This is a genomic window from Sphingobacterium sp. HMA12, from assembly GCF_002933815.1.
Lineage (GTDB): Bacteria > Bacteroidota > Bacteroidia > Sphingobacteriales > Sphingobacteriaceae > Sphingobacterium.
Map to the genome: position 1 here is coordinate 315,343 of NZ_BEYR01000006.1, position 25,318 is coordinate 340,660.

The 25,318-nt window shown below is 39.8% G+C and carries 16 protein-coding genes; 6 read left to right on the forward strand and 10 right to left on the reverse strand.

Translation table 11 applies throughout. The features are described 5' to 3' along the window. Positions 1-5 precede the first annotated feature (5 nt). From HMAT_RS24065 to HMAT_RS24080, 4 genes are all read left to right on the forward strand, one after another. A complete protein-coding gene (locus HMAT_RS24065; RefSeq protein ID WP_104385373.1) occupies positions 6-1,541 on the forward strand; it encodes a PKD-like family lipoprotein in 1,536 nt (511 codons plus the stop codon). Between the two features lie 169 nt (positions 1,542-1,710). Continuing rightward, the gene (locus tag HMAT_RS24070) at positions 1,711-3,204 is read left to right on the forward strand and encodes a retropepsin-like aspartic protease (protein ID WP_104385374.1); all 1,494 of its coding nucleotides are present in this window, start codon (positions 1,711-1,713) and stop codon (positions 3,202-3,204) included. 45 nt (positions 3,205-3,249) lie between these two features. After that, positions 3,250-4,476, forward strand: a complete 1,227-nt coding sequence (locus HMAT_RS24075) for a thioredoxin family protein (protein ID WP_104385375.1) — start codon at positions 3,250-3,252, stop codon at positions 4,474-4,476. Positions 4,477-4,487: 11 nt separating this feature from the next. Continuing rightward, the gene (locus tag HMAT_RS24080; RefSeq protein WP_104385376.1) at positions 4,488-5,831 is read left to right on the forward strand and encodes a TlpA disulfide reductase family protein; all 1,344 of its coding nucleotides are present in this window, start codon (positions 4,488-4,490) and stop codon (positions 5,829-5,831) included. A gap of 116 nt (positions 5,832-5,947) precedes the next feature. Here the strand turns inward: HMAT_RS24080 and HMAT_RS24085 are convergent, their stop codons facing one another. From HMAT_RS24085 to HMAT_RS24125, 9 genes are all read right to left on the reverse strand, one after another. Further along, on the reverse strand, positions 5,948-8,419 hold the full coding sequence (locus HMAT_RS24085; RefSeq protein ID WP_104385377.1) for a phosphocholine-specific phospholipase C: 2,472 nt from the start codon (positions 8,417-8,419) through the stop codon (positions 5,948-5,950). A gap of 163 nt (positions 8,420-8,582) precedes the next feature. Next, complete coding sequence (locus HMAT_RS24090; RefSeq protein ID WP_104385378.1) at positions 8,583-10,106, reverse strand: SusD/RagB family nutrient-binding outer membrane lipoprotein; 1,524 nt, start codon at positions 10,104-10,106, stop codon at positions 8,583-8,585. 20 nt (positions 10,107-10,126) lie between these two features. Continuing rightward, positions 10,127-13,492: a SusC/RagA family TonB-linked outer membrane protein gene (locus HMAT_RS24095; RefSeq protein ID WP_104385379.1), complete on the reverse strand. Its 3,366-nt coding sequence runs from the start codon at positions 13,490-13,492 to the stop codon at positions 10,127-10,129. 3 nt (positions 13,493-13,495) lie between these two features. After that, on the reverse strand, positions 13,496-14,452 hold the full coding sequence (locus HMAT_RS24100; RefSeq protein WP_104385380.1) for a FecR family protein: 957 nt from the start codon (positions 14,450-14,452) through the stop codon (positions 13,496-13,498). Between the two features lie 56 nt (positions 14,453-14,508). Next, positions 14,509-15,063 (reverse strand): RNA polymerase sigma factor, encoded by a 555-nt coding sequence (locus tag HMAT_RS24105; RefSeq protein ID WP_104385381.1) that lies wholly within the window; start codon positions 15,061-15,063, stop codon positions 14,509-14,511. Positions 15,064-15,350: 287 nt separating this feature from the next. Continuing rightward, the gene (locus tag HMAT_RS24110) at positions 15,351-16,949 is read right to left on the reverse strand and encodes a DUF3843 family protein (protein ID WP_158656097.1); all 1,599 of its coding nucleotides are present in this window, start codon (positions 16,947-16,949) and stop codon (positions 15,351-15,353) included. Positions 16,950-17,162: 213 nt separating this feature from the next. Continuing rightward, positions 17,163-17,963, reverse strand: coding sequence for a tyrosine-protein phosphatase (locus HMAT_RS24115; protein ID WP_233789557.1), 801 nt, complete (start codon positions 17,961-17,963; stop codon positions 17,163-17,165). Between the two features lie 177 nt (positions 17,964-18,140). Continuing rightward, on the reverse strand, positions 18,141-20,117 hold the full coding sequence (locus HMAT_RS24120) for a DUF4836 family protein (protein WP_104385383.1): 1,977 nt from the start codon (positions 20,115-20,117) through the stop codon (positions 18,141-18,143). A gap of 5 nt (positions 20,118-20,122) precedes the next feature. Further along, positions 20,123-20,827: a hypothetical protein gene (locus tag HMAT_RS24125; protein WP_104385384.1), complete on the reverse strand. Its 705-nt coding sequence runs from the start codon at positions 20,825-20,827 to the stop codon at positions 20,123-20,125. 383 nt (positions 20,828-21,210) lie between these two features. Between HMAT_RS24125 and HMAT_RS24130 the strand changes: the two genes are divergently transcribed. Both HMAT_RS24130 and HMAT_RS24135 read left to right on the forward strand, forming a co-directional pair. After that, positions 21,211-22,815, forward strand: coding sequence for a DNA/RNA non-specific endonuclease (locus HMAT_RS24130; protein WP_104385385.1), 1,605 nt, complete (start codon positions 21,211-21,213; stop codon positions 22,813-22,815). Between the two features lie 238 nt (positions 22,816-23,053). Further along, on the forward strand, positions 23,054-23,704 hold the full coding sequence (locus tag HMAT_RS24135; protein ID WP_104385386.1) for an HAD family hydrolase: 651 nt from the start codon (positions 23,054-23,056) through the stop codon (positions 23,702-23,704). Between the two features lie 66 nt (positions 23,705-23,770). On the opposite strand, the gene HMAT_RS24140 is transcribed toward HMAT_RS24135, so the two are convergent. Beyond that, complete coding sequence (locus HMAT_RS24140) at positions 23,771-25,276, reverse strand: alpha-L-fucosidase (RefSeq protein ID WP_104385387.1); 1,506 nt, start codon at positions 25,274-25,276, stop codon at positions 23,771-23,773. Between the last annotated feature and the right edge of the window lie 42 nt (positions 25,277-25,318).

A 25,318-nucleotide genomic window follows, 5' to 3' on the forward strand; every position in this document is an offset into this window, starting at 1 on the left:
TCAATATGAAAAGATTACTATTTATTACGATACTTTGCATTTGTATATTGAATGTATTTCAATCTTGTCAAAAAGATCTCGGGAATTATACCTATTCTAATTTTGACAGTTTAAAAATCAGCGGAATAGACACGTCCTATCTCGCGTATAATCAGAAACCATTTCAGATCAAACCTAATTTGGCGCTGATCAGTGGAGAAAAAGTAGACCCGAACCATTATACTTACGAATGGTATACGATCAACCCAAGCGTTGCTATTTTAAATGCAGAAAAAAAGAAAGTTCTGGGACACAAATTAGCACTAGATACCATAATAAGCTTGTCCCCAGCGAAGTACCTGCTACACCTGAGGGTCACAAGTAAAACAGATAATACGATAACAGAATTTGTCACCAAAATCAACGTAACCTCTGAACTGAGCGATGGCTGGCTTGTCCTGAATGATATTGATGGCAAATCTCGGCTAGACATGTTAAACTACAATCAAACAACATTCAAATATGATCTCTATCAGGATATTCTTAAAAATTTCGCAAGGATTGATCTGGAAGGAACTCCAAAATTAGTGATGTATTTAAATGATAGAGATGCTTTAACAAATAAATATGCCCATAGGGTCTATGTTGGTACAGACAAAACGACCGTGAGTTTTAACAATCAGGAAAATACCTGGACAGATTTTCGAAATCTGAAAAAAGAAATCTTTCGTACAACTTCAACAGGCTTTCATGCTGAAATAATACAACCAATGGGTAGAGGCGGAGATCCAGTTTACATACTAGACGACGAGGGAGTTCTTATGCATCAAAATGTAACACAAAACATGGTTTATGGCTCAACAATTAATCGCTTAAATGCCGGTATCAGATTAAAGATTTCCAAATTTATTGCAGTGAACTATAGAAGTTCAGTGGCTTATGCAGTTGTGTACGATGAAAAGAACCAACGTTTTTTAATTCACAATAGTACAAATTATACCTTGTTGATCCCAGGCTCCAGTGATCCTGAAATCTTCAGTCCTGAAGCGATGAAAATGGATTTGTTGTATATGGAACGCGTATTGACCGCAACAAACCAATTCTACGCATTATTGAAAAATCCGACAAGCAATAAATTAAGATTAGTCCGGTTTACACATGAGGGTGCTATCTTCAATCCATTAGCCGTTGATGACATTGAGAATCCATATGGAATGGAGTCAGCTGAAAATATTGCTGCAGATCCAACATTTGGTTACATCTACTATTCGATCGGCAGCAAAGTATACCAATATGATCCGTTTAACAAAAAACACGGGCTTGCAGTCGATCTTGGCACCCGCCGCATTTCCAAAGTTAAATTCCAACGATTGGTTTACAATATAGGAAGTAACCGATACAATGATTTTGCAAAGAAACTGATGGTATGTAGTTACGATCCTGCCAATCCAAATACCAGTGGTAAAATGGATTTCTACGAGATTAGCTTATCAGGAACACCAAAGCTGACCGAATCATATAACGGTTTTGGCAAGATCGTCGATGTGTCTTACCGTGAATAACTCGAGAAAAATCAACAGGCATATTTTTCGCGGAATCGGCACATGTAAACAAATGCTAAATATAGCTATATCAAGTTAACATCTATTTGAACAGCCAACCAGATCTCTCATCGAGTTGGTTGTTTAATACACCATTATCTAATGAAAAAATAACACACAACTAATCTTTATGTGGAATATCATTATAAAAAAATTGATCATATTAGGATTTTATCTTGTAAACAGTGCTGTCGTATTAGGACAAATTTACAATATCCTCCCAGCTAAATTACTCACATGCTTTGAACAAAAAGACACCTCTTTAATAACCGGTGAGCTCGCACCAAATTTTTCCGTAGCAGGGCATACAGGTCAAGGTGCCAGCTTCCGTTTAAACCAAATTGTCAAAAATTATTCACTAAAAGCTGTACATATCCTATCAGACAAGAAAACAAATAGAGGAACATTGCTGCAAATAGAGGTCACAGATGCCAAAGGCAAGACAACAAGCAATCAGGCCTTAGTTGACAAGGAAGGAAAGCTTATCTACTTCAGCCTTTTTGATCAGCTTTATGGATTAAAAAGGGAAAATAAACCCAAATTACGAGCTGTAATTCCATTTGAAAACAAAAACGGATCCATCTACCTACAGGTGAAAATCAACGCATACGAAAAACCTTTAAGGCTCCTTTTTGACACCGGAGCAGATGGAATGGCCGTGAACCAGCAGCTTGCTGATGCTATTGGTCTAAAGGTAACCCGTGAGAACAACGCTTCAGTAGTCGGTGGCAACACAAAAATTCAGGTATCTGACAACAATAGTGTTCTATTGGACACACTTAAGCTGGCTGGACAGGGAATTGCTATCTTTCCCGAAATGGGCAAAGAAGGCGATGGCATTATCGGCAATACGTTGATACGCCAATTTATCACGCATATCGACTACGATAAAAATACCCTTTCATTGTACGACTTCGGAGATTTTCAATACAAAGGCAAGGGAACTGTGGTACCGATTACAATGCCTGCAGGGGTCATGATATTGCCTGGACAGCTGGAGATTGTCAAGCATAAGAGTTATGCGGGACATTTTGTTTTCGATACCGGTGCTTCCTATGATCTGATCTGCTTCCGTCCTTTTGTACGTCAGAATAAGCTGCTGGTCAGCGGATTTAAACCGGAAGCGCAGGCAGCGACCGTAAGCATGGGTGTTTCCTCCCCCACCTTCTCGGGCAAAAGTTACCAATTTGCCATTTCTCCCCTCCCCCCAATGCAGGGTTTACCTGTGACATTAATGGGCGGCAGTGCTGGAAATGAACAATGGCAACCTGGTTTCGATGGATCCATTGGTGTTCGCCTATTAAGCCGCTATAATATTACCATCAATCTTGCCGAAAGTGAGGCTTACTTTTCCCCCAATAGACTACATGCTCATCCGCAGGACTTCCTAGTAAAGAATTACCAGTTTGGCTGGGATAATTCCGGGCAACTGAAAGCTTTGGGCGCCGTCGGTGCTGCCGAAAATCCTGCCGGTCTGAAAGCAGGTACTTTAATCCAACGCATTGACAAATATACAGTCGATCAGCTGAAAAAAAATCCAACGCTGATAGATGAGATTCGAGTAAGATCAGCCGAAGAGTCAATTTCTGTTACTACGGTTGACAAAAATATCGTCAATATCTAGTCGGCTAAAAAAAATGTACTCACCCTAACTTTCAAAACAAATTATATGAAAAAGGTTATTTTTTATATTATCACTGCCTGTTATGGAATATTCTTTTCAAGCACGGCAAACGCACAGGAAAAAGCCTTCGAGGGCAGCTATGCAGCATGCCTGGAACAGGCAAAAAAAGAAAACAAACTCATTTTAATCGATCTCTATTTTGTTGGCTGTATGCCCTGTGCAGAGATGGATAAACAAGTATTTCCGGATCCTATAGTGGCCCAGGAGCTAAGCACTAATTACATTTTATACAAAACAGATGTCATGAAAGAGACCGACGGGAAGAAGTTAGCCCGTAAGTACGGTGCTCCAGGTTTCCCCACCTATGTCATCGTAAGCCCCGAAGGTAAAACCATAATGACCGAATCTGGTTTCTTTGGTGTAGACAGATTTGTTCCACTATTGAAAGAAGCCGTACGGTTGAATAAAGCGCAGCAGTATTTAGCCTTTAATAGTACGCTGGACAACGACTTCCCCGCTGCTTACAGCGAGCGTTTTATCAAAACCGGAGAAAAACATGATTTTGCGGAACTCGAAGGATATCTCGAGCAACAAAAAGATCTCTTCAATGAGACAGCTTTCTTGGCCAATAGCGTTACTTCCTTTACAAAATATAATAACTGGGCTTATAACAATCTTCCAAAACTGATTAAACTATACGGCGGAAATCTACTCCGCAACAAAATTTCAACAATTGCCAAAGTAAAAAGTAAACAATATGGGGCAGCGCAGCAATTGGATAGCCTAAAGACCATGTTGACCTATATACGTCCTACGTTCAATGATAAATTATGGGAGGTGTTTTTACCTGGGTTTGTTACGAGTTACTATGCGGGCTCACAAAATGCGGCCAGCTATTTTGCGCTGATTGACGAATATAAACTTTACCCTACTTGGGACGAACGTAGCAATGCCTTCGGACCGGTCATTATAGATCAGTCAAAAAACCCGGCAATCCTGAGATCTATACGAGCTGAATATCTAGCCGCAGCACAACGAAACACACTGGATCCGGTGGATAGTTATCGGCTGATACTATTAAATTACTATTTGAAAGATTTTGATCAGGCTTCCAAAGGGATGGAAAAGCTACTGAAATCAGACCTGATATCTCCATTCCTAAACATCGACAAAAAAGACCTACAAGACTTACGTGAGGCCATACAAAGAAAAGATGCTAGCTTATATAAGGCTAAGGATATTAAGAAAATTATTCCATTTAAATTAAGTTAACCCTCTATATCATGATTAGAAAAACCATTTTATTGCTCGTTACACTGACTTGCTCGATTGTCGCATTCGCACAAGAGCCAAGTAACATCACCGGAACGACAGATCCCGCTAAAGTAAAACGTGTCGGATTATTTAAAGTACTGAATGGCCGGTTGAAGGAAATAGCAACATCCATTCCCGACGCATCAGGAAGATTTGCATTTCGTTTTACGCCTGAATATGAAGGCTTGTATGCTGTTGGCAGCGGGAATGCCCAGAATCAGCAGGGACTTTTCCGCTTTTACTTCAAGGGAAATGAAGACTTAAATCTAAAATTAAGTCAAAATGATTATGAATTAACAGGCAAAAATAGTCCAGAAAACGAGGTTTTATTTGCTTGGGACAAAGAATCAAAAACTTTTCACGATAAAGGTACCACTCCCGGGGGAATGAGCACCTATGTCGATTTCTTCCCTGAAGTCGAGCAATTCAAAGGAAAACTGGACGCCATCAAAAAGAGCGCAAAAACAGGAAACTCCAATTTTGACAACTTTTTTCCTGAACTAGTAGATTATGATTTTGCATATTATGCAATCTCTTATCTGTATATGCCACGTACAGCCCACCCAAGCAAAGAGGAGATGAGTGATTTTTATACCCAGTTCAACGCCGATCGTTATCTGACGACCGAATTATTAAAATTTCCGTATGGCGACCGCTTTATGAGCAATATGATCTATCGTAAGCTGGATCTTTCCTCCAAACCAACATTTGATCAACAAGTAGCTGCAATCGGACCGGATGTGCTTAAAGGACAATATGTATTGCAGCGGCTTGAGGGAGCGCGTTCTTATGGCGACTTTCAGGAAATGAATGAGAAATACAAAAAGTATTTTACGCTACCTGAGCAAACCGAACGGGCAAAAGTGGTAGAAGCACGATTGGTAGAAACGAAAACAGGCGTGCCGGCTTTTCAGTTTAATTATTCAGATATCAATGGTAAGAAAACTAGTCTTACAGATCTTAAAGGCAAGGTCGTCTTAATTGATATGTGGGCTACCTGGTGTGGACCATGCCGGGCAGAAGAACCCCATTGGGAGAAATTAAATGAAGAGTTTCAAGGAAAACCAGTGGCATTTGTCGGTATCTCAGTCGATCAGGACAAACCCAAATGGGACACCTATGTCAAAGAGAAAAAATTAAAGGGGATTCAGCTACATGCAGGTTCCGACAATGAACTGTCCAATGCTTACAAGGTCAACGCTATTCCACGTTATATCTTGATAGATAAAGCCGGAAACCTCATCACCGCAGATAGCCCAAGGCCAAGCGATCCAAAGTTAAAAGCTTTGCTTGACGAATGGATTAAAAAATAAAAACCGAATATCAACCGATGTAAACAGAAAAAGATCCCAGTTCAAATAAAACCGGGATCTTTTCTCTTTATATAGCGAATAGGGCTGGCCTATTCGCGCAATTGCTGATATACTCATTACCCCAATTGTGGATCAGTCTTCGAGTGACTTCCTGTCTCCACGCGACCGGCAAATTGGCGGACAAATCTACTTCCCACAATCTGTAAAGTAACATCATACCAACCGCTAATCTTCTGAGAGTCGACAACCCACCGGATGGTTTTACCGGCACCCAATACGATATCTTTCTTCCAGGAACTGTAGGCATTGTCTTTCACCTGCACATGAAGTACTTTATCTTCTTTATTGCGCGCTTCCAAAATCAGGTTTCCTGTGGGAATACCTTTTTTACCGATCTCATACGTTGCGGCGACAGACAAAGATTCCCTATTCCCTTTAAAGCTACGCATGAATCCATTTGGCCCATATACTGTTAAATCATAATATTCATCTTTAAAGTCAGCTAGATTCCAGTCAAAACTCAATTCTTCACCAGCAATTACCGCAAAAGGCCAAAAGCTGACACCATCTCTATAGCTCGGTCCACTATACACATTAAAAGGACTGCTTAAGGATTTCGTTCCGAATAGCTTATTCCCAGCGGACATCGTCAGTTTTACACTGCCCTTATCCATAGATTCAGTTGCATATAACTCATAGGCCAGCGCATTGGAATTTTTCTGACCTTTTTCCTGACTCGCCAATTGTGCAGCCTTTCCAGTATTTTGTAAGGCTTGCATCTCATCAGGAGTCCATACATGGAAATTATTCGGCAGGGGTTTAGATTTGGCCTGATCTATCGCATAAATCTGTTGATTACGATCCAAGAACGGCAATTTCACAGCGGTTCCGCCTTCTGCCTGTCGAAATGCCGAAGTCAGATCTCCGGTAATGGCACGGCGCCACGAACTGATATTATGTTCTTTCACATCTTTCCCAAGTTTCTTGTCGAAGAAATACTCCATAAATTGAATGGTCGAAGTGATGTCGCAGACCTCCGAATTAACCCAGCCGCCTTTACTCCAAGGAGACGCAATGATCAAAGGTACCCGATAGCCCAGACCAACCGGTCCTTCAGTGGCATGCTCCTTTTTCTCACCACTGGCAAGTTCCTGCTCCAAACTCACATATTCACCACTATAATCCAATCCGGCGGAAGTCTTTCCTGACCGTGCATCTGCCGGATTAGGTGCAACAAACGGTGGAATATGATCGAAATAACCATCATTCTCATCGTAGTTCAATATAAAGATCGTTTTCTTCCACACTTCAGGATTTTCAGTCAGAATATTCAGGATTTCGGACACATACCATGCACCATACATCGGAGCACTCGGGTGATCTGAAAAACATTGTGGTGCTACGAGCCAGGACACAGCAGGCAGCTCGCCTGACTTGACATCTTTCCGGAATTGATGGAGTACATCTCCTTTCGGAACAGTAATCTCTTCCCCTTCATGTAGGACGGAAGCCGTCTCTCGATAGCATGCATCATCTTCATTGGTCTGGAAAGCACGTTCATGCAATGCTTTTTGTTCTTTGGGAAGTCGTTCAAAGGCCTGTTCAGTCAATCGCTCTAGTTGCTTTTTATAACTACTAAGCTGTTCCTGTTTTTGCTTAAGTTTATTTTGAGTTTTCTGTATACTTTCGGTTCCATTATTTGCCAAGGATTTTTCAAGTTCCTGAATCTCCGCCGGCAGTTCGGCAACACGCTTACGCATAAATGCCAAGTGACTTTTCTTGAATTCAATATGGTATTGTGAAAACCACTCTAAGTTATTGTCCGTAAAATTACCTAACCATTCTTCTCCACCAAGACCACTCTCCATACTGACTTCATTCTGGTATACTTTCCAAGGAATACCTGCTTCTTCCAGGCGCTCAGGGAAAGTTTTCCAATGTGCCCATCGGTTAAAATAGATATCTGAATTACGAATTAGCGGTTTCGCACCTTTATGAGGCACACAAGTTCCTGTCCAGAAAAAATGGCGATTGGTAGTCGTTCCGGTAATGGAAGAACAAAAATGTTGGTCACAAATTGTAAACGCATCGGCCATCGCATAGTAGAAAGGGATATCTTCACGTGTATAGTACCCCATAGTCAGCGGGATCTCACTCAGCACCTTTCCTCCGGGACGTTTGGCTTCGATCCAATTGTCGTGCTTACCCTGGTTACGAGCTGCCATTTGATTTTCCCAGGAGTGGGGAAGATTTCCTGTCCAGGCCGCATTTGAATTCTTAATATCCAATCGGAATGGAGAATATGTCTTTCCCGATTTGGAAGCTTGTAACCATACGGGGTTTCCGCTATCCAATTGAATGGCCCTTGGATCATTAAATCCCCGTACGCCACGTAAGGTACCAAAGCTATGGTCAAAGGATCGGTTTTCCTGCATTAATAAAACAATATGTTCGGCATCTAAAAATGAACTCCCGGCAACTGGTTCTATTGCCAGAGCACGTTGTATCGCATCTGGAACAGCATTCTGTAAGCCAAAAATACCGGCCAATAGGGATGCTTTTTTGATAAAATCTCTTCTACTATCCATAAAAATATTTCTTGTATCTCCTATAAATTCAATGGTCTATCAGCGAATATATTCATTCGCCACCGCTTTTTATGTAACGTTTTTAACAAAAATCCCCGCACACGATTGATATGGTGCACGGGGATAGCTTTTATAATAAAAAATCAATAAATCAGGGCATTATCTATTTTAAGATCCACATCAATTGATTGATTTCATCGTTACCATCATACTGACGTTTCATTGCCTCGTCCAGGTTTGGTGCATTGTAGTTATACTCCAGAGCCGGGTAACGCCAGCGTACAGGAATTTTTTGTGGCGCTACGGAGTTCAAACTCGATGCCGGATTAATTTTCCATTTTGGATAACCTGTTCGTCTATAATCATAATAGGGTGTCATCACTCCCTGCAAATAGCTTGCTAAATATTTCTGTGTTATGATCGCCTCCAGTTGCCCTTCAGGAGAAACGGGAAATTGGTTTCCATAGGTTGTCACTGCTAGATTAATATAGCCCTCATCTAAAGGCATATTATGTGTAAATTGAGCTGTATTAGGCGTATTATCCGCAATAAATTTCATTGAAGCAGCGATGCCTTTCTTATACCAATTGACAGGGGATTCCGCAACCCAGCCTCGTGCAGCAGCTTCTGCGATAACAAAGCATAAATGGGCATAGCTATACTGTTGTGTGGGTTCGCCACTCACCAACTCCGTATAACGGTCATTTAATTTGGAATAATCATTCTTCTTTTTCAGTTCAGCAATCTCACTGAAAGAGAGGGAGGGGTCTGTCCCCACATACGCATTAAAATCGTTAGACTGTTTCCCATTAGCGATTTGCAACGAAGAAGGATTTGCATAGTAAAACAACCTTCTATCTTGATATTGTTTTAACCGGTCGATGATCTCCGTCGACACAATGGGATAGATTACAAAACTATTACTCACCTTATAAAATGGATATGTCTGATCAGCCTTGTCTTCGTGAGTGACTTGAAAATTATCCGCATTCCCCTCGAAAATCGGGTTATTTGCTAAGATGGATTTAAAACGTTCTTTTATTTTCAGCTCTCCATCAGTTTCCTTTTTGCTTAATTGAATCAGTACATTCAAAGCAAAACTGTTTACTAATTTCCGCCATTTTACAATATCACCGGAGAAAATTGGATCCCCGTCAAACTTTACACCTTCAGAAAATAATTTATCAGCTAGCTCCAATTCATTTAGGATCCCAAGAAATACATCTTTCTGCGTATCGTATTTGGGGAAATATATCTTTTCCGTTTCACCTTTTAAGGCATCTTTGTAGGGAATATCTCCAACACTCATCGTTGCGTCATAAAATTTCATGGCACGGGCAAAGTACATTAGGCCATTATAGGAATTCGCTAATGCATCGTTTGTCGCAAATTTTGCCATAAAATGCGCATCATTAATTGCCATCATCGAAATGTCCCGCTCACCTAGACTATTATATTGATAACTTTCTGTCAACTCCGTCCATGCGATCTCCTTAGTAAGCATGTATGGCTGCATAAAGCCTTTGGTATTTGACTGACGTGCCAAATTTAAAACGATTCGTGTCGCCAACATTGATGGCCGTACCGTTGAAGGCGTTTCAGGATTTGTATTTATTTCATCAAATTTAGAACAGCCTGTTGAAAGTAATACCCCTCCCAACGCTAGATATGTCCATATTTTTTTCATTTTCACAAGTGTTTAAAATGTTAAAAGGTAAGGTTCACGTTAAATCCGATATAACGCATCGATGGCGAATTCAAGTCTTCCGATCCGGTATCGGGATCCGAGAAACGGAATTCTTTTGTCCACAGCAGCAGATTCTGCCCAGTTAAACCAACACTCGCCTTTTTTGCCTTCAATTTAGAAGCAAATTTATCCGATACACGATAGCTTAAAGAAAGCTCCCGCAACTTAATGAATGTTTCATCCCAGTAGTTCCAACGACCAGAATAAGCCCTTTTATAGTATCCTTCATACGATACAACCTGATCATTTTTTTCAAACACACGTGTGTCTTCAGTGATCTGACCATATTTATCATATTTCACGGTTCCCGAAACAATCTTCACACCCGGAGCGATAAACGTCTTATTACCATTAACAACTTCCTCATAACGGAATTCAGTATCAGAATCCGGATGTGAGCCCGTCTGCCACAAGCGGGCATTCATTGTTGAATAAGACATTCCTTTTATACGACCGTCGAGACTGAAACCAAATGTAAAGTCCTTATAACGGAACTGATTGGAAAACCCCCAAAACCATTTTGGAGCAGTATAACCGACCAGCTGATTCGCGTATTGCGCGGAGATTGGCATACCCGAACTATTCAAAACTAACTGCCCATCAGGTGCGCGCTCCCAATCTTTATATTCAATATAGTCAGCACGAAGCCCCTGTTTTACATATAAAGCATCTTTCGAATATTCTGGATCCAATTTGTGAAAATAACGTAAGTTCTGAGAAAGATTAATTGTAGCATCCCACTGAAAGTTCACCCTTTTGATCGCTGTTGTTCCCAAGGTAATTTCATGCCCCTTGGTCATTTCTTCTTCTTTTGTATTAATAAGGCGCTCTTCAAAGCCTGTTGTTTTTGATATTTTTGCCTTAACGATCTGATTATGTAACAATCGATAATAACGCGTATAATTACCGTAAATCCGGTTTTTCAGAATAGCAAAATCAAACCCAAACTCTGTTAAATCACGTTGAGTTGGAGAAATTGAATAGTCCTTGATAATATTCGGGTAAGAAGCTGTAGGCATCCCATTCCAAACATTGCCTTTCACTGTAAAAGCCGAATGAACTTCATAAGGATCCAAGACAGATTTAGTTACCGCCCATGATGCCCGCACCTTAAACATATCTAGCCACATAGGCTTTGAAGCAAGCAAATCAGTTACTACGGCGCTTGCAGATAATGATGGATAAAAATAAGAGCGATTTTCTTTTGTTAATGTTGAAACCCAATCATTTCGTCCGGTTGCTTCCAGAAAAAGCGCATTTCGCCACGAAAGTGATAACCGGCCATAAATACCATTGCGCATTTGACGCGGGCGGATTTCTACTGAACTCACTGGACCGATCGAATTACGCAAAGAGTAAAATCCGGGAATGGAAAGTCCATTCATTGTACCCGCAACCAGTGTCTGATCCGAGCTATAGAAAACAGATCCCCCCAACAAGCCATCTATACCAAAATCGCCAAAACTCTTCTTACCAGTTAAGATTGCGTCATTCGTTGTGCTAAAGCCATTATCGTTAGCTTTTACATATTTCCCCTTGCTATCAAATCCTCCAAAAACAGACAGATCATCCCTAAAATCACTAAAACCTCCGCGAGTACCATAAATACCAATTGGATTGCGCTGTGTTCTACTTTTACCATAATAGTCATAGCCCGACCGCAGCATAAATTTTGCCCAGCCATTTATTTTGTAATTCAAGGTCACCGCAGCATTCATCTTATTGATCAATTCTGGCGTGATTTTCTCATGAGCAATCAAATATGGATTATCATACCAACCTTTATACATCCAATTTTGCGACTGGTCTTTAACGAGCCAATAATCCTTGTAATCTCTCAGGTCGTATTCCGGACCAGTCCAGACAAGGATGTTGTAAATATATCCCTGATCATTATAACCCGATCCAAAATTGGTTGAGGAAGAACTACGATTATAACCCAATCTAGCTTCCAAATCAAGTTTATCATTTATTTTAGTAGTCCCCGTCACCGAAATATTTGTCAAATTCAGCTTCTGATTCGGATACTGTCCCTTGTTGTAAATATGATTAATTGACGTCCGTATACTACCATGTTCACCTTGATTTGTAAAACTTACCGTATTATTGGATATAAACCCTGGCTCAAGGAAATTTTTAAAATTATTTTTCCCACGGGATGTCAATTCTTGTACTTCATAGGCTTTTGTAATCGGGTTCCATTGCTCTGCTGTACGGCCTATATCCAATTTATCCCCCCATACATAATCATCGTTGTTAAATTTTCCGGATTCGCCAGAGGAATAACTATGTTGAACTTCGGGCAGTGCAAGGTAACCTGAAAAGAACATATTATTGGTATTAACCGTTATTTCGGTTCCTTTATCAGCTAGTCCTTTTTTCGTGGTAATCATAATTGCTCCACCTTCTCCTTTACTACCATAAAGTGCTGTAGCAGTTGCTCCCTTCAGGACATTCATGTCTTGTATGTTATCCACAGGGACATCCCTCAAATCCATATTTTCGTAGGCCACACCGTCGATTACTAGAATTGGAGTCAGTCCGCGCACTTGTATTTCAGGTGTTTTATTAAATTCTGTGCTATTTAATACCCGTACGCCCGAAACACGTCCGGTTAAGGTCGTTCCGACATCGACGCCTTTTACACGCGTTAGGTCCTCACCTTTTACACTCTGCGTTGCATACCCCAAAGCCCGTTGCTCACGCTTGATCCCCAAGGCTGTTACCACAACTTCTTCCAGTGCTTCCGATGACTTAGCTAATTTTATTGTGCCCGCCTGCGACACTGGAATATTAACTGTTTCATATCCCAGATAGGAAATTTGAAGCATGGCACCCTCTGTTACAGATGGCAACTTGAATAACCCATTTTGGTCGGTTGTCGAAGCGACGCTCGAACCTTTGACCCGGACAGTCACTCCGGCAATAGGCAAACCAGTCTCCTGATCGACAACCTTGCCACGTACCTCCTCTTGGGCGTTTATTGTCCGTCCGTTTTCATCCTTGGAAGCCGATATATTTTTCTTAGAAACGACATAGAGTTTATCATCAATTTTCTTCACCTCAAGATTTCCATTTGAAATCGTCTGTATAAACTGCACAATTTGATCTTTTTTGAGGTGATCAACATTAGCGGCCGCATTGATTTTTTGATCAGATATAGATGCATCATAACCAAATTTGACATTGAATTTCTGTTCCATTCGGGCGAGGATCTTTCCTATACCTTCACTGGTAGAAAATTGGGAAGCCATACTCTGAAGCGCTAAAGATTGAAATAGCAGTGCTCCTCCCATAAGTTTTAAATAGTAATTGGTTCTTTTCATAAATTACTTTTTATGGATAATTATTTGATTAAACGCTGTATTGAGAATTTTCAATGATTTTTCTAGATCACTTGCCGGCAGATAGCCGGTAAAACTTTTTGTTTGAAAGGAATCAATCAATTCTAAGTTATAATTCGGATAGAGATTGTTCAGGTCATTCACAATCTGCGAAAGTGGAACTTGATTGAAGGATAAGAAGTCACTTTTCCAATTGGATGCTGTTACCGTATCAACAGCAGTGACATTAAATTGCTTATGAAGCATGTCATAATCTACCCGCTGCCCAGGAAGAATAACAGTATGTTGCTCACCATGCTTAACCTTAACTTTACCATGATTTAAAACCAGGTGTGTCTGCTTAGGAGAACATTTCAAATTGAATGCGGTACCCAAAACCCGCACGTCAAAATCGCCTGAATTGACAATAACAAATGCCTTGTTGGGATTTTTGGCGACTTCAAAAAATGCCTCTCCGGACAATTTCACTTTTCGTAAGCTGTCAACAGCAAAATCAGATAACACCGAAATATTAGCTCCCTGACGCAGGGAGATATGCGTGCCATCCAACAAAATAATACGCTTAACAAATTTTGTTGGATTCGAATATTGAATTGTAGTAAACTTAGCTTCCCGCTGTATCGGTTTAAATACAAGAGAAAAAAGAAAAACAAAACCTGCGAGTAATAATGTTGCTGCGATCGCAAGTAGGCCCCTTTTGCGCCGCCAAATTGGTTGAATTTTAGGATTTAATTCAGCTCCAGTAATCGCATAAAAAATATCATCCGATATAGAGTTACCCAAATCACAGGTACTGTCATCCAATGCAATTACCTCTTCCAAATCGGGTAAATCATCCTTATCGCAAGAAGTCAGTAAATCTAAAAATATGGCGTTTTCCTGTGGGGTCAATTCCCCCAGTAAATATTTTTTGTATAATGCAGCTAATTTGGGATCCATCATCTTCGCGATCTTTTAAATACATATACGTATCTGAAAGATGGTAAGACGATGCTACACTAAAAAATAGTTAAGAAGATTAATAGAGCGGTTGAAATCTCAAAATTATCCAGAATATACTGCCGTACAAACTTATTGCCCTTGACCAATTGATCGCGGACGGTATTGACAGAAATACCCAAGCGTTCGGCAATTTCATGATTATCCAAAAACTCTTCCTTGCTCAACAGAAATATCTCCAAACGCGCTTTCGGGAGTTTTCCGATTGCTTCCCGGTATACACGCTCCAAATCTTTAAAACGGATGGATTCTTCGTTTGAATTATCCACCAAAGCGGAAGCATCAATCCCATCAAGGTTAAACTGAAACCGCACTTTTTGCTTCCTTAGTTCGTCAAATACAAGATTTTTGGCAACGGTATATAAGTAAGACTGAGGATTTCTGGTTTCATCCAACTCCCTCCATTTATTCCAAATACGAGAAAATACCTCCTGTACTAAATCAGCTGCGGCATTCTCTTCTTTCAGATGTAACAAGGCATATTTATATACCTTGTCTTTATAAGACAAAAAGAAATTTTTAAAATCTGGGATATTGTTATTTTCAATAGGCATCCTTCATCACTTATAATTGATGCTACAAGTTTAGGGAGAATTTTTCAAAATATTTGAATGAAAATGCTCCATCGCTCAAAGCTCCGTGCCGCCGTCAGTAATCATAACATTTTAACTACAATTAGTTTACATACAATTAACTCTTGTATTGCAGATTCCAGAAGTTTTGATAAACGTATTGTTGTGAGGTCAGGAAGTCGATTCCTGCAACAAGATTAAATTCAATAAAAAATCCCATTGGGATCTCCAATGGGATTAAAAAATGTATACTCGCTAAATAGATAACGTTATTTTATGAGCGGGAACGGGCCCAAAAAGTAACTTCCTCTTTTATAGAAACGAAGGAAAAAATCCAGTACCGGCTCTTCCAACGGGAAGAAGAATTGTTTGTCTACTTCCGTTTTGAATAAGTTGGCGTAGTACTTTGGTAATTCACTAGGAAAGAAGTCTTCAACCAAAAGATTCAAGAAATAACGGGCAAATGGGACCTCTGCTTGAGCTCCTTCCTCTTCCTTTTGCTTTTCAATAAATGGATTATGTTCCAACGGAAAAAATTCTTCTATTCCACCAAATACCTCTAAACCTGTCTTTGGATTGAAGAAAACAGTTACTTTCGCATCCGCTGTCAGATCCAAATTCGATTCTGGAAGTGATGATTCCTCTTTGCTTGGATACTTTTGCAAATATCTTTGAAAGAATTTGTTTGCAAAATCTTTCACCTCTCGTCCCTCCATAAAAGTTACAGCGGCATTTTGCTCAGACTGGAATAATTTACCCATATCTTTCAATTGCTTTTCCGTTTTTTTCAAGCTCTTGTCCTTGCCGTTCATCGCTTCAATGCGGTAGGTCATTTCATATTGTTCCGGAAGATCGAAATTCACTTCTTCCGGATTGACCACCGTCATTATTCCAGATAGATTCCAAGCATCTTTCCAAGGAACGATTTCCATATAAAAAGACAGTGCCGCAGTAGGCTCCACAAATTCCTGGATTGAATCTTTATAAATCTTGAATACCGTTTTTGTATGGATATGTTTTACATGAACAAACTGTTCATCCGTTTTTACATAATCAAAAAAACTATGGATGCGGTTCTCCAGCGTTTTGATGGAACTATAGAGCACATGTCCCTTACCAACCACTTCCGCAACAAATTCAGATGATTTAAGGGCAAATAAGTGCAGTCTATAGTTGTTGAAGTGATTATCACGGACACGATAGATCATTTGCTGCAATTGCGCCTGATCATGCTGATATCTGCCCAATTCTGCAACCTGCATCAGATGGTTAAGATTGGTATTATACTCACCTGCTGTCAGATAGTTTGTTGCGACAAGTTTTTCGATAAAATTACGAACCTCAAAATAATTCGCATTTTCATCTAGTGTATATTCCAATTTTAACTTTGGATTTTCAGGAGCCACTTCATAATGTTCCTCCAAAATAGCATAGGTAAGATCCGTTATCAACTGGATCAAACGGCCATGAGGATCGATAAACAAGTGGGGATTGCGTTCACTAAAAAATAACCAGGTTAATACAGCAACATCTTCGCTATTGATATCCTCAGGATAGTAATCCAACAGATTGCTGTCCTTGTAGAAAGGAAGGAACTCATTGTACAGTCCCTTATGAATGGTTCTAAAAGCTGCAAATATCCCTGTATTGGCAATTACATCCTCCAAATAACAGGTCAGGTAAATACTTAATGTTTTTAAGGCATCAGTCTGAATTAGGTCATTCGTTTCCGGCTCTTCAAACCACAATGTCGATAAATTATCGTTGATCTGATTGGCAACTTTTAAGTAATAACTATCTATATCGTTTGCTTTCTGGTAAGTATGGTGTGCAATCCAATCTTGAATAAAAATTCTGTTTCCTCTCATATGAAAAATGCTAAATCCAAAAGTAGCCAAATTTTCGAAATTTCCATGATTACAAAACACATGCATAAACGAAAATAATTTCGACCAATCCAGCTAACCAATTAAGGTCAAAGGAGCACACGATAAATCCGTCCTATCGGCATACATAAGCATTTAACAGAAACAAAAAAAGATGCCTTATGAGCATCTTTGTATTGTACAATTTTATTTCCTTTATCCTGCAGCAATGACATTATTATTGCTTCCCAAATGATTCTGAAGCGTCGGATTCAAGATATTACATGTTTTTAATAAGTCGCGTACGGGATATTTCGCAACGATCTCCTCCAGCGCAGTCAAATGACGATTATGATGTACATCCGTTCCGACAAAATCATACATACCTGATTTAATCATCGTTAAAGCTGCCGATTTCACCTCAACACCATAATATCTGCTGATCGACAGTAGGTTTAATTGCAACATACAACCAGCATCTTTAATCTGCTTGTACATATTAAAATTATAGTGGTAATAATTATAACGCTCCGGATGCGCCAATATAGGCTGGTAGCCAAGCTTTTGAATATCAAGAATAGTTTGAAATAACGCTTTGGATTCCTGTAGATAAGACATTTCAATGAGCACATATCCCCCAGGCATCACACAAAGCTCATTGGTATCGATCAACCTTGCAATTCCGTCATCTATCATATGCTCAGCAGCAGGATAAATCTCAGGAATAGTAGGCAGGTGTTTTATACCATTCAGCAGCTTGTCTTTGGCATCCTCAATTGTTTCGATTGAATTCGGATGCACCCCCTCCATAATATGCGGCGTACAGATAAATTTTTCAAATCCCATTCTTCCCAAGCCCTTCAATAAATCAATTGACTGTTCAACAGATTGGCTTCCGTCATCTATTCCCGGGAGGATATGGTTATGCATATCCACTTCTAAAAAGGCGAGTGTACCTACAACCTTTATTTTTGAATCTTGAGTTTTGTTTCCAAACAGTTTTGAAAATATCCCCATATTATAGTATAAATCTTTTTTTACTCTATTATTTGCAAATAACAAACTACAAAAATACCACTATTCGTCTAAAATCGCGCAACATTATATTAACATTATAAAAATATAACCATAATATTACAAACTTTGCATCAAACAATTTTACAATTAAATTGTTTGATGCTCGGTATAACCATCTTATTTATCGATCTCCAATAGAATCTGGTCAATCATATAACTAATTGCTCCATCCTTTGTCTGTGGCAGCTTGGAAGACATCTCTGCCTCCATACGGTTGCCCACAATTCCTTTCGAGGTAATTGCCGTACTGCCATATTGATTCAGTTGTGCAACAGTTTTGTCCCATTGTCTTCCGGGACTAACGCCCATCTCCTGAAGCATGGCGGGCAACTTTTGCAGGTCAAAAGCTGCTGACATTTTATTTTGTTTCATCAACTTAATAAAATCTTTGTTCGCAGGGGCAGCCATCTTATTTTGGCGGATATCATGTAGCGATAAAGAATCATTGCTTACCATCACCAAATCATCTTTCAGTAGCACGTACATTGGGAAATCCAGTGCTTTTTTTGAAGAAAATGCATAGATACCATCTTGTGTTTTGCCTAAGGCTTTGGCAATCGCAAGATCCAGTCCTTTTTTGATCAGACGTTGATCCTTCGAAGTAAACATCCAGATAAATACCGGTAAGGTCTCATCCTTTGTTTTTTTCACTTCCGTTGCGTTATAATCATCGTCATAGGTATAATCAATGTATTCTTTTCTAAATTTACGCAAACCATTGACCACAAAAAGATGATCTCCCGGCATTACCTGTGCAATTGCTTTCTCATCTAGCGCAACTTCAAGCGCCATCAGTCCCCATTCAACTAAATCTTGCTGAGGCCCCAATAATCCGCCATAGTATTTGGCCATATAACTAGGCATATCACGTAAATATGCTTCTGAATTAATATTAAAATTGAAGAACCCAAGCGTTTTATCGGTCAAATATTTACTGAATTTTCCATTTGGCTTTCTGGCATAAAACCGTTTGGACATTTCAGCTAGATCCTTATCTAAGCCCATCGAGCCTTTTAATTTCAATACATTCCCTTCCTGCGATAAATCGAGAACACCATCCTGATATCCTGTTCTAAACTTATCCATATTAATGCCCATATAGAGATAAGGAATCGATTTATAAGGCATAAGGCCGCGGTAAAGTTCTTCAACATGCGGTACATATAGACGGATCAATCCTAGGTTTTTGAGCACTTTATTCTGATCCGAAACAGACAGCGGTTTATAAGAAGTAGACAGCAAACGCGTAGCTTCTCCTGTCAGCCATTGATCACGAAGCGCATTACGTATGGAATCATTTTTCCGATTTTGATCCTCATAGGCTGTATAGAGTGAATCATAATAACTTGGGTCATGCATTTCCGCCGGAGCGACATCCATTGGCACTGGCACAGCTTCCTCCACACTTGCCACGAGCGTATCGGGCACGCTCTCTATAATTGCCGGCGGGCTCAGTGGCTGTATTTCCTTTTCGCCTTCTTCCCAACCTACCGCAACCGCAGTCGAATCCACAACTGCCGCCACAGAATCATCTATCTCTGGAGAATATGCATCAGCCGCGGGAGCCATATAGGCTACCTTTTTTATCCCGTAGCGGTTTGCAACAGAGTCGTTGTCGAAGAAAGTAGTATTCATTGTCGAGGAAATAAAACGCGCCATTCGGTCGTTGTAAACCACCATACTCCCCGGTTTCAGCCCTATGCTTGAATAACCATTGGCAAAGGGTTTAGACTCCCCTGCATCATGTAATAATTTCTCAAACTGACCTTTATTGGACAGCGGAAATATAAACTCGATAAAACTCACGCTATCTGTCTTTCTGCTATAGAAATAAGACGTCTGCGTAAGGTCAATACCTAGGTTTTTGATATCATTCCCAACTGAACCACCCGACTTTTCAATCTGTTTGAAGAGGCCGGCTTTCTGAAGCAACTCGTTCAATTTGTTTGCATTTGCCTTCTCAACAATTTCCTTCACATTAAAGGCTGCGATCATTTCAGCATTTTCGGGAATGAGCTTAATTAGATCTTGCGACTTCACGCTCCCCATCAGGGAAAAACATGCCAGTCCAGTCAATAAAATTTTTGATTTCATATAGGTTATTTTGTTAATGTGATTTTATTTGCCAAAGTAGATTTACCGTAGACCAGATCAGTAAATAATAACTTTAATAGTACTCCCTTCTTGTTTGCGGCAACTTTTGCTTTATTATTCTCCTGTGATACGATCGGTTTTTCGAATCGAATGATCTGGGTATAAAAAGCATCTGCAAATTGCGCCGTGTTATCGCTTCCCAACTGATTGAATTTAGCCTTCCAAGTGTTAGAGGCTACGAATTTACGTTCAAATATGTTGGTCTGCGCATTATAATAATATCGATTTGAGTTTGAGATCTTCGTCTTAAACCGATTGGCCAATATATCAGAAAAAGCATTTAACGACTCGATCTGACTAAAGTCACAAGAAATATTGACAATAAAGTTTGTGAAATCTGTTTGATACTGTACATTAGAGATCCCCTTCGTCTGTTTAAGCAACTGAACCGCAGCCCGAATCTCCTTTTCCATTTCAGCTTGCGTTGGTATCTGTATCCCTTTAACACTTTTCATCTTCATCAAGGACGAGACTTTTGTTTTACTTTTACTTAGGTTCAATGTTGCTGCGATATGCCCCGAACCGTTAGGCTTAAGGTCAATCTGTTCGACAAAGTCAAAACAACTGGACAATGTAAAAACCATTACCAATGCACATAAAACCACACAAAGCCTGTTCACTTGTCCTTTTAATTCAAATACTCCTTTCATTTCTTATCTGTACAGATTAATAATTATCAAATCAATATATGTTCGGGCATTAACAGCAAACATTGTGCTATTTTCTTTGCTTTAGGAAAATTTCAATAAAAAGTCCTTAAAATATACCTTCCAAATAACAATGAATACACTCTCCGTCATTGTTCGTAAACCTGCACAAAATCAAATAAGGACCAAAATACCGCAGCTTGAAGGAGTTGAAATACATTAAAAACCGATCAAAAATTCACAAAAAACAAAAGAATTATACCTAAGAATCAAACACATACTTTTGCGAAATATTTATTGAAGCAAAAATGCAGGTTAGCGCCCTTTTTGTTTAGTTTTTCTAGCTACTTTTGCCGTCTTATTATTCACAAACACTAACGATCAATATGATTTACAAGCTTATGGCTGTTCCACAGCATACCATGTGCCGGATAGTTTACCTGATGACCGCATTGCTTATCTTCAACTCATGTCAAAAAAATAATTCCCGAATCGAACAGACTGCACTACAATTTACGCCTATCATCGTGGGCCAAATTAATACGGATGTGACAGGAACCTCATGGAACAAGGATGATAAAATCGGGGTCTACATGGTCAGATCCGGCCAGGCATTAAGCTCAAGTTCAATTGTGAATGGAATCAACAATCGTCTATTTAATATAAATGGCAATATATTTCAAAGTAAATCACCCAGTTATTTACCCAATGAACAGGTAGATTTTATTGCCTATTATCCTTACAGATCCATCAGCGATTTTCAATACCCCATCGATGTAAGTGATCAAACAAATCTATCGGCTTTGGATTTCATGTATGCGAGCAAGACAAAAAGCATGAGCAGGACGAACAATACCATCCCGCTTAATTTTGTAAGGCAGTTAAGCAAGATTTCCATTCAACTTTCCATTACCAATACAGCCGCTTTGGAAACCGGTCCGATTACAGTCAGCATTCCATCGGTACATACAACAGCAGGATTTGACCTCCCAACGGGAAAGTTGCATGTCAATCCGAATGAAAAAAAAGATATTCAAACAAAAGTAACATTGAGCGGCAAGCAAACCGCTACGATAGAATTCATACTGCTTCCTGGAGAGGATATCACCCGAAAGGCAATTAAATTTATAGCTTCGAATGGCGATCATTACACCTGGACAACACCGCAAAATGAGCAGTTAAAAAAACTGATCGGCGGGAATCTTTATCGTTTTAATATCAGCATTAACAAGGGTAAACTGAGTGCTGAAACCGGCAATTCACAAGTTTATCTGGAAATCCCCAAAATGAACGATCTGAGTAATGATGAGGTCTTTATACAACACTTTCTTCCCGAGGCAAAAACAGAAAGAAACTATGCGATGTTGTACAATAAAACGCTAAAAATGGCTTACTGGGTTGCTTATCCATTATATCGTGATATTTTAGGCTCTGGCAATCGCACCGATGCGTGGGGATTTGACCCCGCGGTATCAACAGCATTCCAGCCAGTTTTATTCAAAGGATTTCAACCAACAGGTTATGACCGCGGACATCAACTTCCCAGTGCAGACCGGAACCTAAATATAACGCAGAATAAAACAACATTTTACTTCACCAATATGACGGCACAAGCATCCCGTCTCAATCAGGGGCTCTGGGCAAACCTGGAAACAAAGGTGAGAACCTGGACCGCGCAGTGTGACACTATGTATGTTGTAACAGGAGCAATGCCGACAAGCGAGACGGACAACCAACTTGACTTTGCGCGGGACAATGACGGAAAAGATATTGCAAAGCCAAAATACTATTTCAAAGCCTTGGCGATGAAAAAAGGGGACGAATACTATACCATTGGCTATAAGATAGACAATATTACTCCTCCATCCGGAAGTACTTTTGACAATTACAGATTGACGGTAAGCGATCTGGAAAAAGCAACAGGATTTACTTTTTTCCCGGATTTAGATAACTCCAAAAAAGGGAGTATAGATAATCGTATCTGGAAATAATTCATAATCATTTAATTATACTATTCCATTCGGATTAAAATAACCGCTCAAACTTGATAAAATCAAAAAATCCGAAAGATATATACTGTTAAAAGCCAAAGCTAAAATAATCGCGCTTTGGCTTTTTACTTACAAGTATTGCCACTGTTCTTCAAAAAAATCGACATTCCTAAAAAAAACACCATTTTATCAATGAATACCACTATAAATCAATCGCAGTTTTTATTAGTTTTAGCCCATGAAGCTAATAATATTTGATTTGGATGGGACATTGTTGGATACTTTGCAAGATCTTGGGGACAGCTGTAATGCTATTCTTCAACGATATGGTTATCCTACACATCCGCTTTCAGCTTACAAGAAATTTGTGGGCAACGGAGTACAGAAACTGATCGAGCGGACACTTCCCGATCATGCTCGAACAACGGAAACAACAGAGACATTGTTAACAGCGTTTAAAACCTACTACGAACAGCAGACAATATCGCATACAAGACCATACGAAGGGATTGTAACCTTACTAAAAACACTCAAATCTTCAGGCTATTTGATCTCAGTAGCATCTAATAAATATCATGAGGCGGTCATTCCTTTGATTGAACACTATTTTCCCACGATCGCTTTTGATCTGGTCCTTGGCCACCGCACAGGACATCCGGCCAAACCCGATCCAGACATTGTCCTGGATACCCTACGAACATTAGGCATAGCAAAAGAAAACTGCTACTATGTTGGTGATTCTTCCGTTGATATGGACACCGCCAATAATGCTGCTGTGACTGCAATTGGTGTGACTTGGGGCTTTCGCGAAGAGAATGAATTGAGACAGCACGCCGCAAAGCATATTATTCACACCCCGGATGAATTGTTGCACATTGTATCAAAATAAAAAAGCCGGACTTAATTCCAAATAGGATTTAAGTCCAGCTTTTTTATTTCAAGATGTTGCTGATGGCTACATTTTTGCGTCCATCAATTTTTCACTTTGTGATTTTGGTTTTCCTAATTTCATTTTGACCACAAAGGCTTTATTTGCAATAAAGGAATTAGGAAGTACAATATCGTAATATGTATTTTTATCCAGATCTAAACCGATATCCGTATGGTTTAATTCCAAAGACTGTCCATTTTGGAGCATTGTTGCGGAGACCGGAACCTCCACGGCGTTCTTAGGAACAGCAATACGTACAATATTGTTGACGGGACGATTAAATACAGTGAGATAGAGATTATCCTCTTTTTTTGTAAAATAACCCAATTTGGATGGAGTAAGACCAGCGTGTCTGACACCATATACAGCTTCTCCATTTATCTTGATCCAGTCTCCGATTTCCTTGGCCAATTTATCTTCTCCGGGATGCATATGACCATTCCCATCAGGGCCAAAGTTCAGCACAAAATTACCATTCATGGAAACACAGTTCATCAGCATATCAATCAGATCATCGGAGGTCTTGGTATAAATCCCCGACCAGTCTTTCATATACCCCCAGCCATTCGGTGGAATCGTCATAACACAATCCCAGTCACGCCCCTCCAGCCACTCAAATTCCTTTGGCATTTTTCGTTCCCAGCCCTGTTCATAATCACCTAACATTTCACCGTTGGAGTCAAAATGCCGCTTGCCAAATTCATCATTTCGAAACCGGCTTCCGATAATCAATCCCGGATGTTTTTCACGTAACTCTTTCTCCAATTTATAGGTAAAATCATATGCTTGGATCCAAGATTGATCCCAGGTACCATCAAACCAAAAACCTTTTATTTGTGGGTAGTTTTGTAGGAGCTCTAGCAACTGATTACGCGTATATTCCAAGAATTTATTGAATTTAGCCTTTTCTTCGGGAGTAGTGGGCGCTTTCCCCATATAGTTTGAATTATTCCATTCTAGAATTGAAAAATACAAAAATACATCTATCCCTTCTGCTGTGTAGGCATCTACGACCTGCTTGACGATATCTTTTTTATAGGGACTCTTCTTAATTGTATAATCTGTATATTTAGACGGCCATAGCGCAAATCCATCATGATGCTTTGTTGTAAAAATAAGATACTTCGCCCCCATTTCTTTTGCCTGTTTAGCCCAGTTTTTTGCGTCAAAACCTGTAGGATTAAACTGCTTATAGAGGTTATCATAAGTATGCTTCCAATCTTTCGGTGCTGTTGGCCCACTCCAGGTGCGTATCCATTCAGATGCCGCCGCACCTTTCCGAGCGCTTACTCCTTCCCATTCATTACCGGGAATCGCATATAAGCCCCAGTGGATAAATTGTCCCAATCCATAGTTTCGAAACCGTTCCATGGCCTCATCTGTCCGATGCGCGGGCGTCAGAGGTCCGTATTTTACGTCTACTTTGTTTTCTACTTTCTTACGCGGACCAGTCCATTGCCCCGAAGTAGTTTTTACCCCCAGCAATATGCTGCCGAGAATCAATGCTGTGATCAATTTATTGTATTTCATCTTATCATTAATTTCTTTGAAAATTACCCTCCCAACGACAGG

Bases quoted from the DNA above. Each gene is read 5' to 3' on its own strand.
- HMAT_RS24065 (WP_104385373.1), top strand. From the start codon at position 6: ATGAAAAGATTACTATTTATTACGATACTTTGCATTTGTATATTGAAT.
- HMAT_RS24070 (WP_104385374.1), top strand. From the start codon at position 1,711: ATGTGGAATATCATTATAAAAAAATTGATCATATTAGGATTTTATCTT.
- HMAT_RS24075 (WP_104385375.1), top strand. From the start codon at position 3,250: ATGAAAAAGGTTATTTTTTATATTATCACTGCCTGTTATGGAATATTC.
- HMAT_RS24080 (WP_104385376.1), top strand. From the start codon at position 4,488: ATGATTAGAAAAACCATTTTATTGCTCGTTACACTGACTTGCTCGATT.
- HMAT_RS24085 (WP_104385377.1), bottom strand. From the start codon at position 8,419: ATGGATAGTAGAAGAGATTTTATCAAAAAAGCATCCCTATTGGCCGGT.
- HMAT_RS24090 (WP_104385378.1), bottom strand. From the start codon at position 10,106: ATGAAAAAAATATGGACATATCTAGCGTTGGGAGGGGTATTACTTTCA.
- HMAT_RS24095 (WP_104385379.1), bottom strand. From the start codon at position 13,492: ATGAAAAGAACCAATTACTATTTAAAACTTATGGGAGGAGCACTGCTA.
- HMAT_RS24100 (WP_104385380.1), bottom strand. From the start codon at position 14,452: ATGATGGATCCCAAATTAGCTGCATTATACAAAAAATATTTACTGGGG.
- HMAT_RS24105 (WP_104385381.1), bottom strand. From the start codon at position 15,063: ATGCCTATTGAAAATAACAATATCCCAGATTTTAAAAATTTCTTTTTG.
- HMAT_RS24110 (WP_158656097.1), bottom strand. From the start codon at position 16,949: ATGAGAGGAAACAGAATTTTTATTCAAGATTGGATTGCACACCATACT.
- HMAT_RS24115 (WP_233789557.1), bottom strand. From the start codon at position 17,963: ATGGGGATATTTTCAAAACTGTTTGGAAACAAAACTCAAGATTCAAAA.
- HMAT_RS24120 (WP_104385383.1), bottom strand. From the start codon at position 20,117: ATGAAATCAAAAATTTTATTGACTGGACTGGCATGTTTTTCCCTGATG.
- HMAT_RS24125 (WP_104385384.1), bottom strand. From the start codon at position 20,827: ATGAAAGGAGTATTTGAATTAAAAGGACAAGTGAACAGGCTTTGTGTG.
- HMAT_RS24130 (WP_104385385.1), top strand. From the start codon at position 21,211: ATGATTTACAAGCTTATGGCTGTTCCACAGCATACCATGTGCCGGATA.
- HMAT_RS24135 (WP_104385386.1), top strand. From the start codon at position 23,054: ATGAAGCTAATAATATTTGATTTGGATGGGACATTGTTGGATACTTTG.
- HMAT_RS24140 (WP_104385387.1), bottom strand. From the start codon at position 25,276: ATGAAATACAATAAATTGATCACAGCATTGATTCTCGGCAGCATATTG.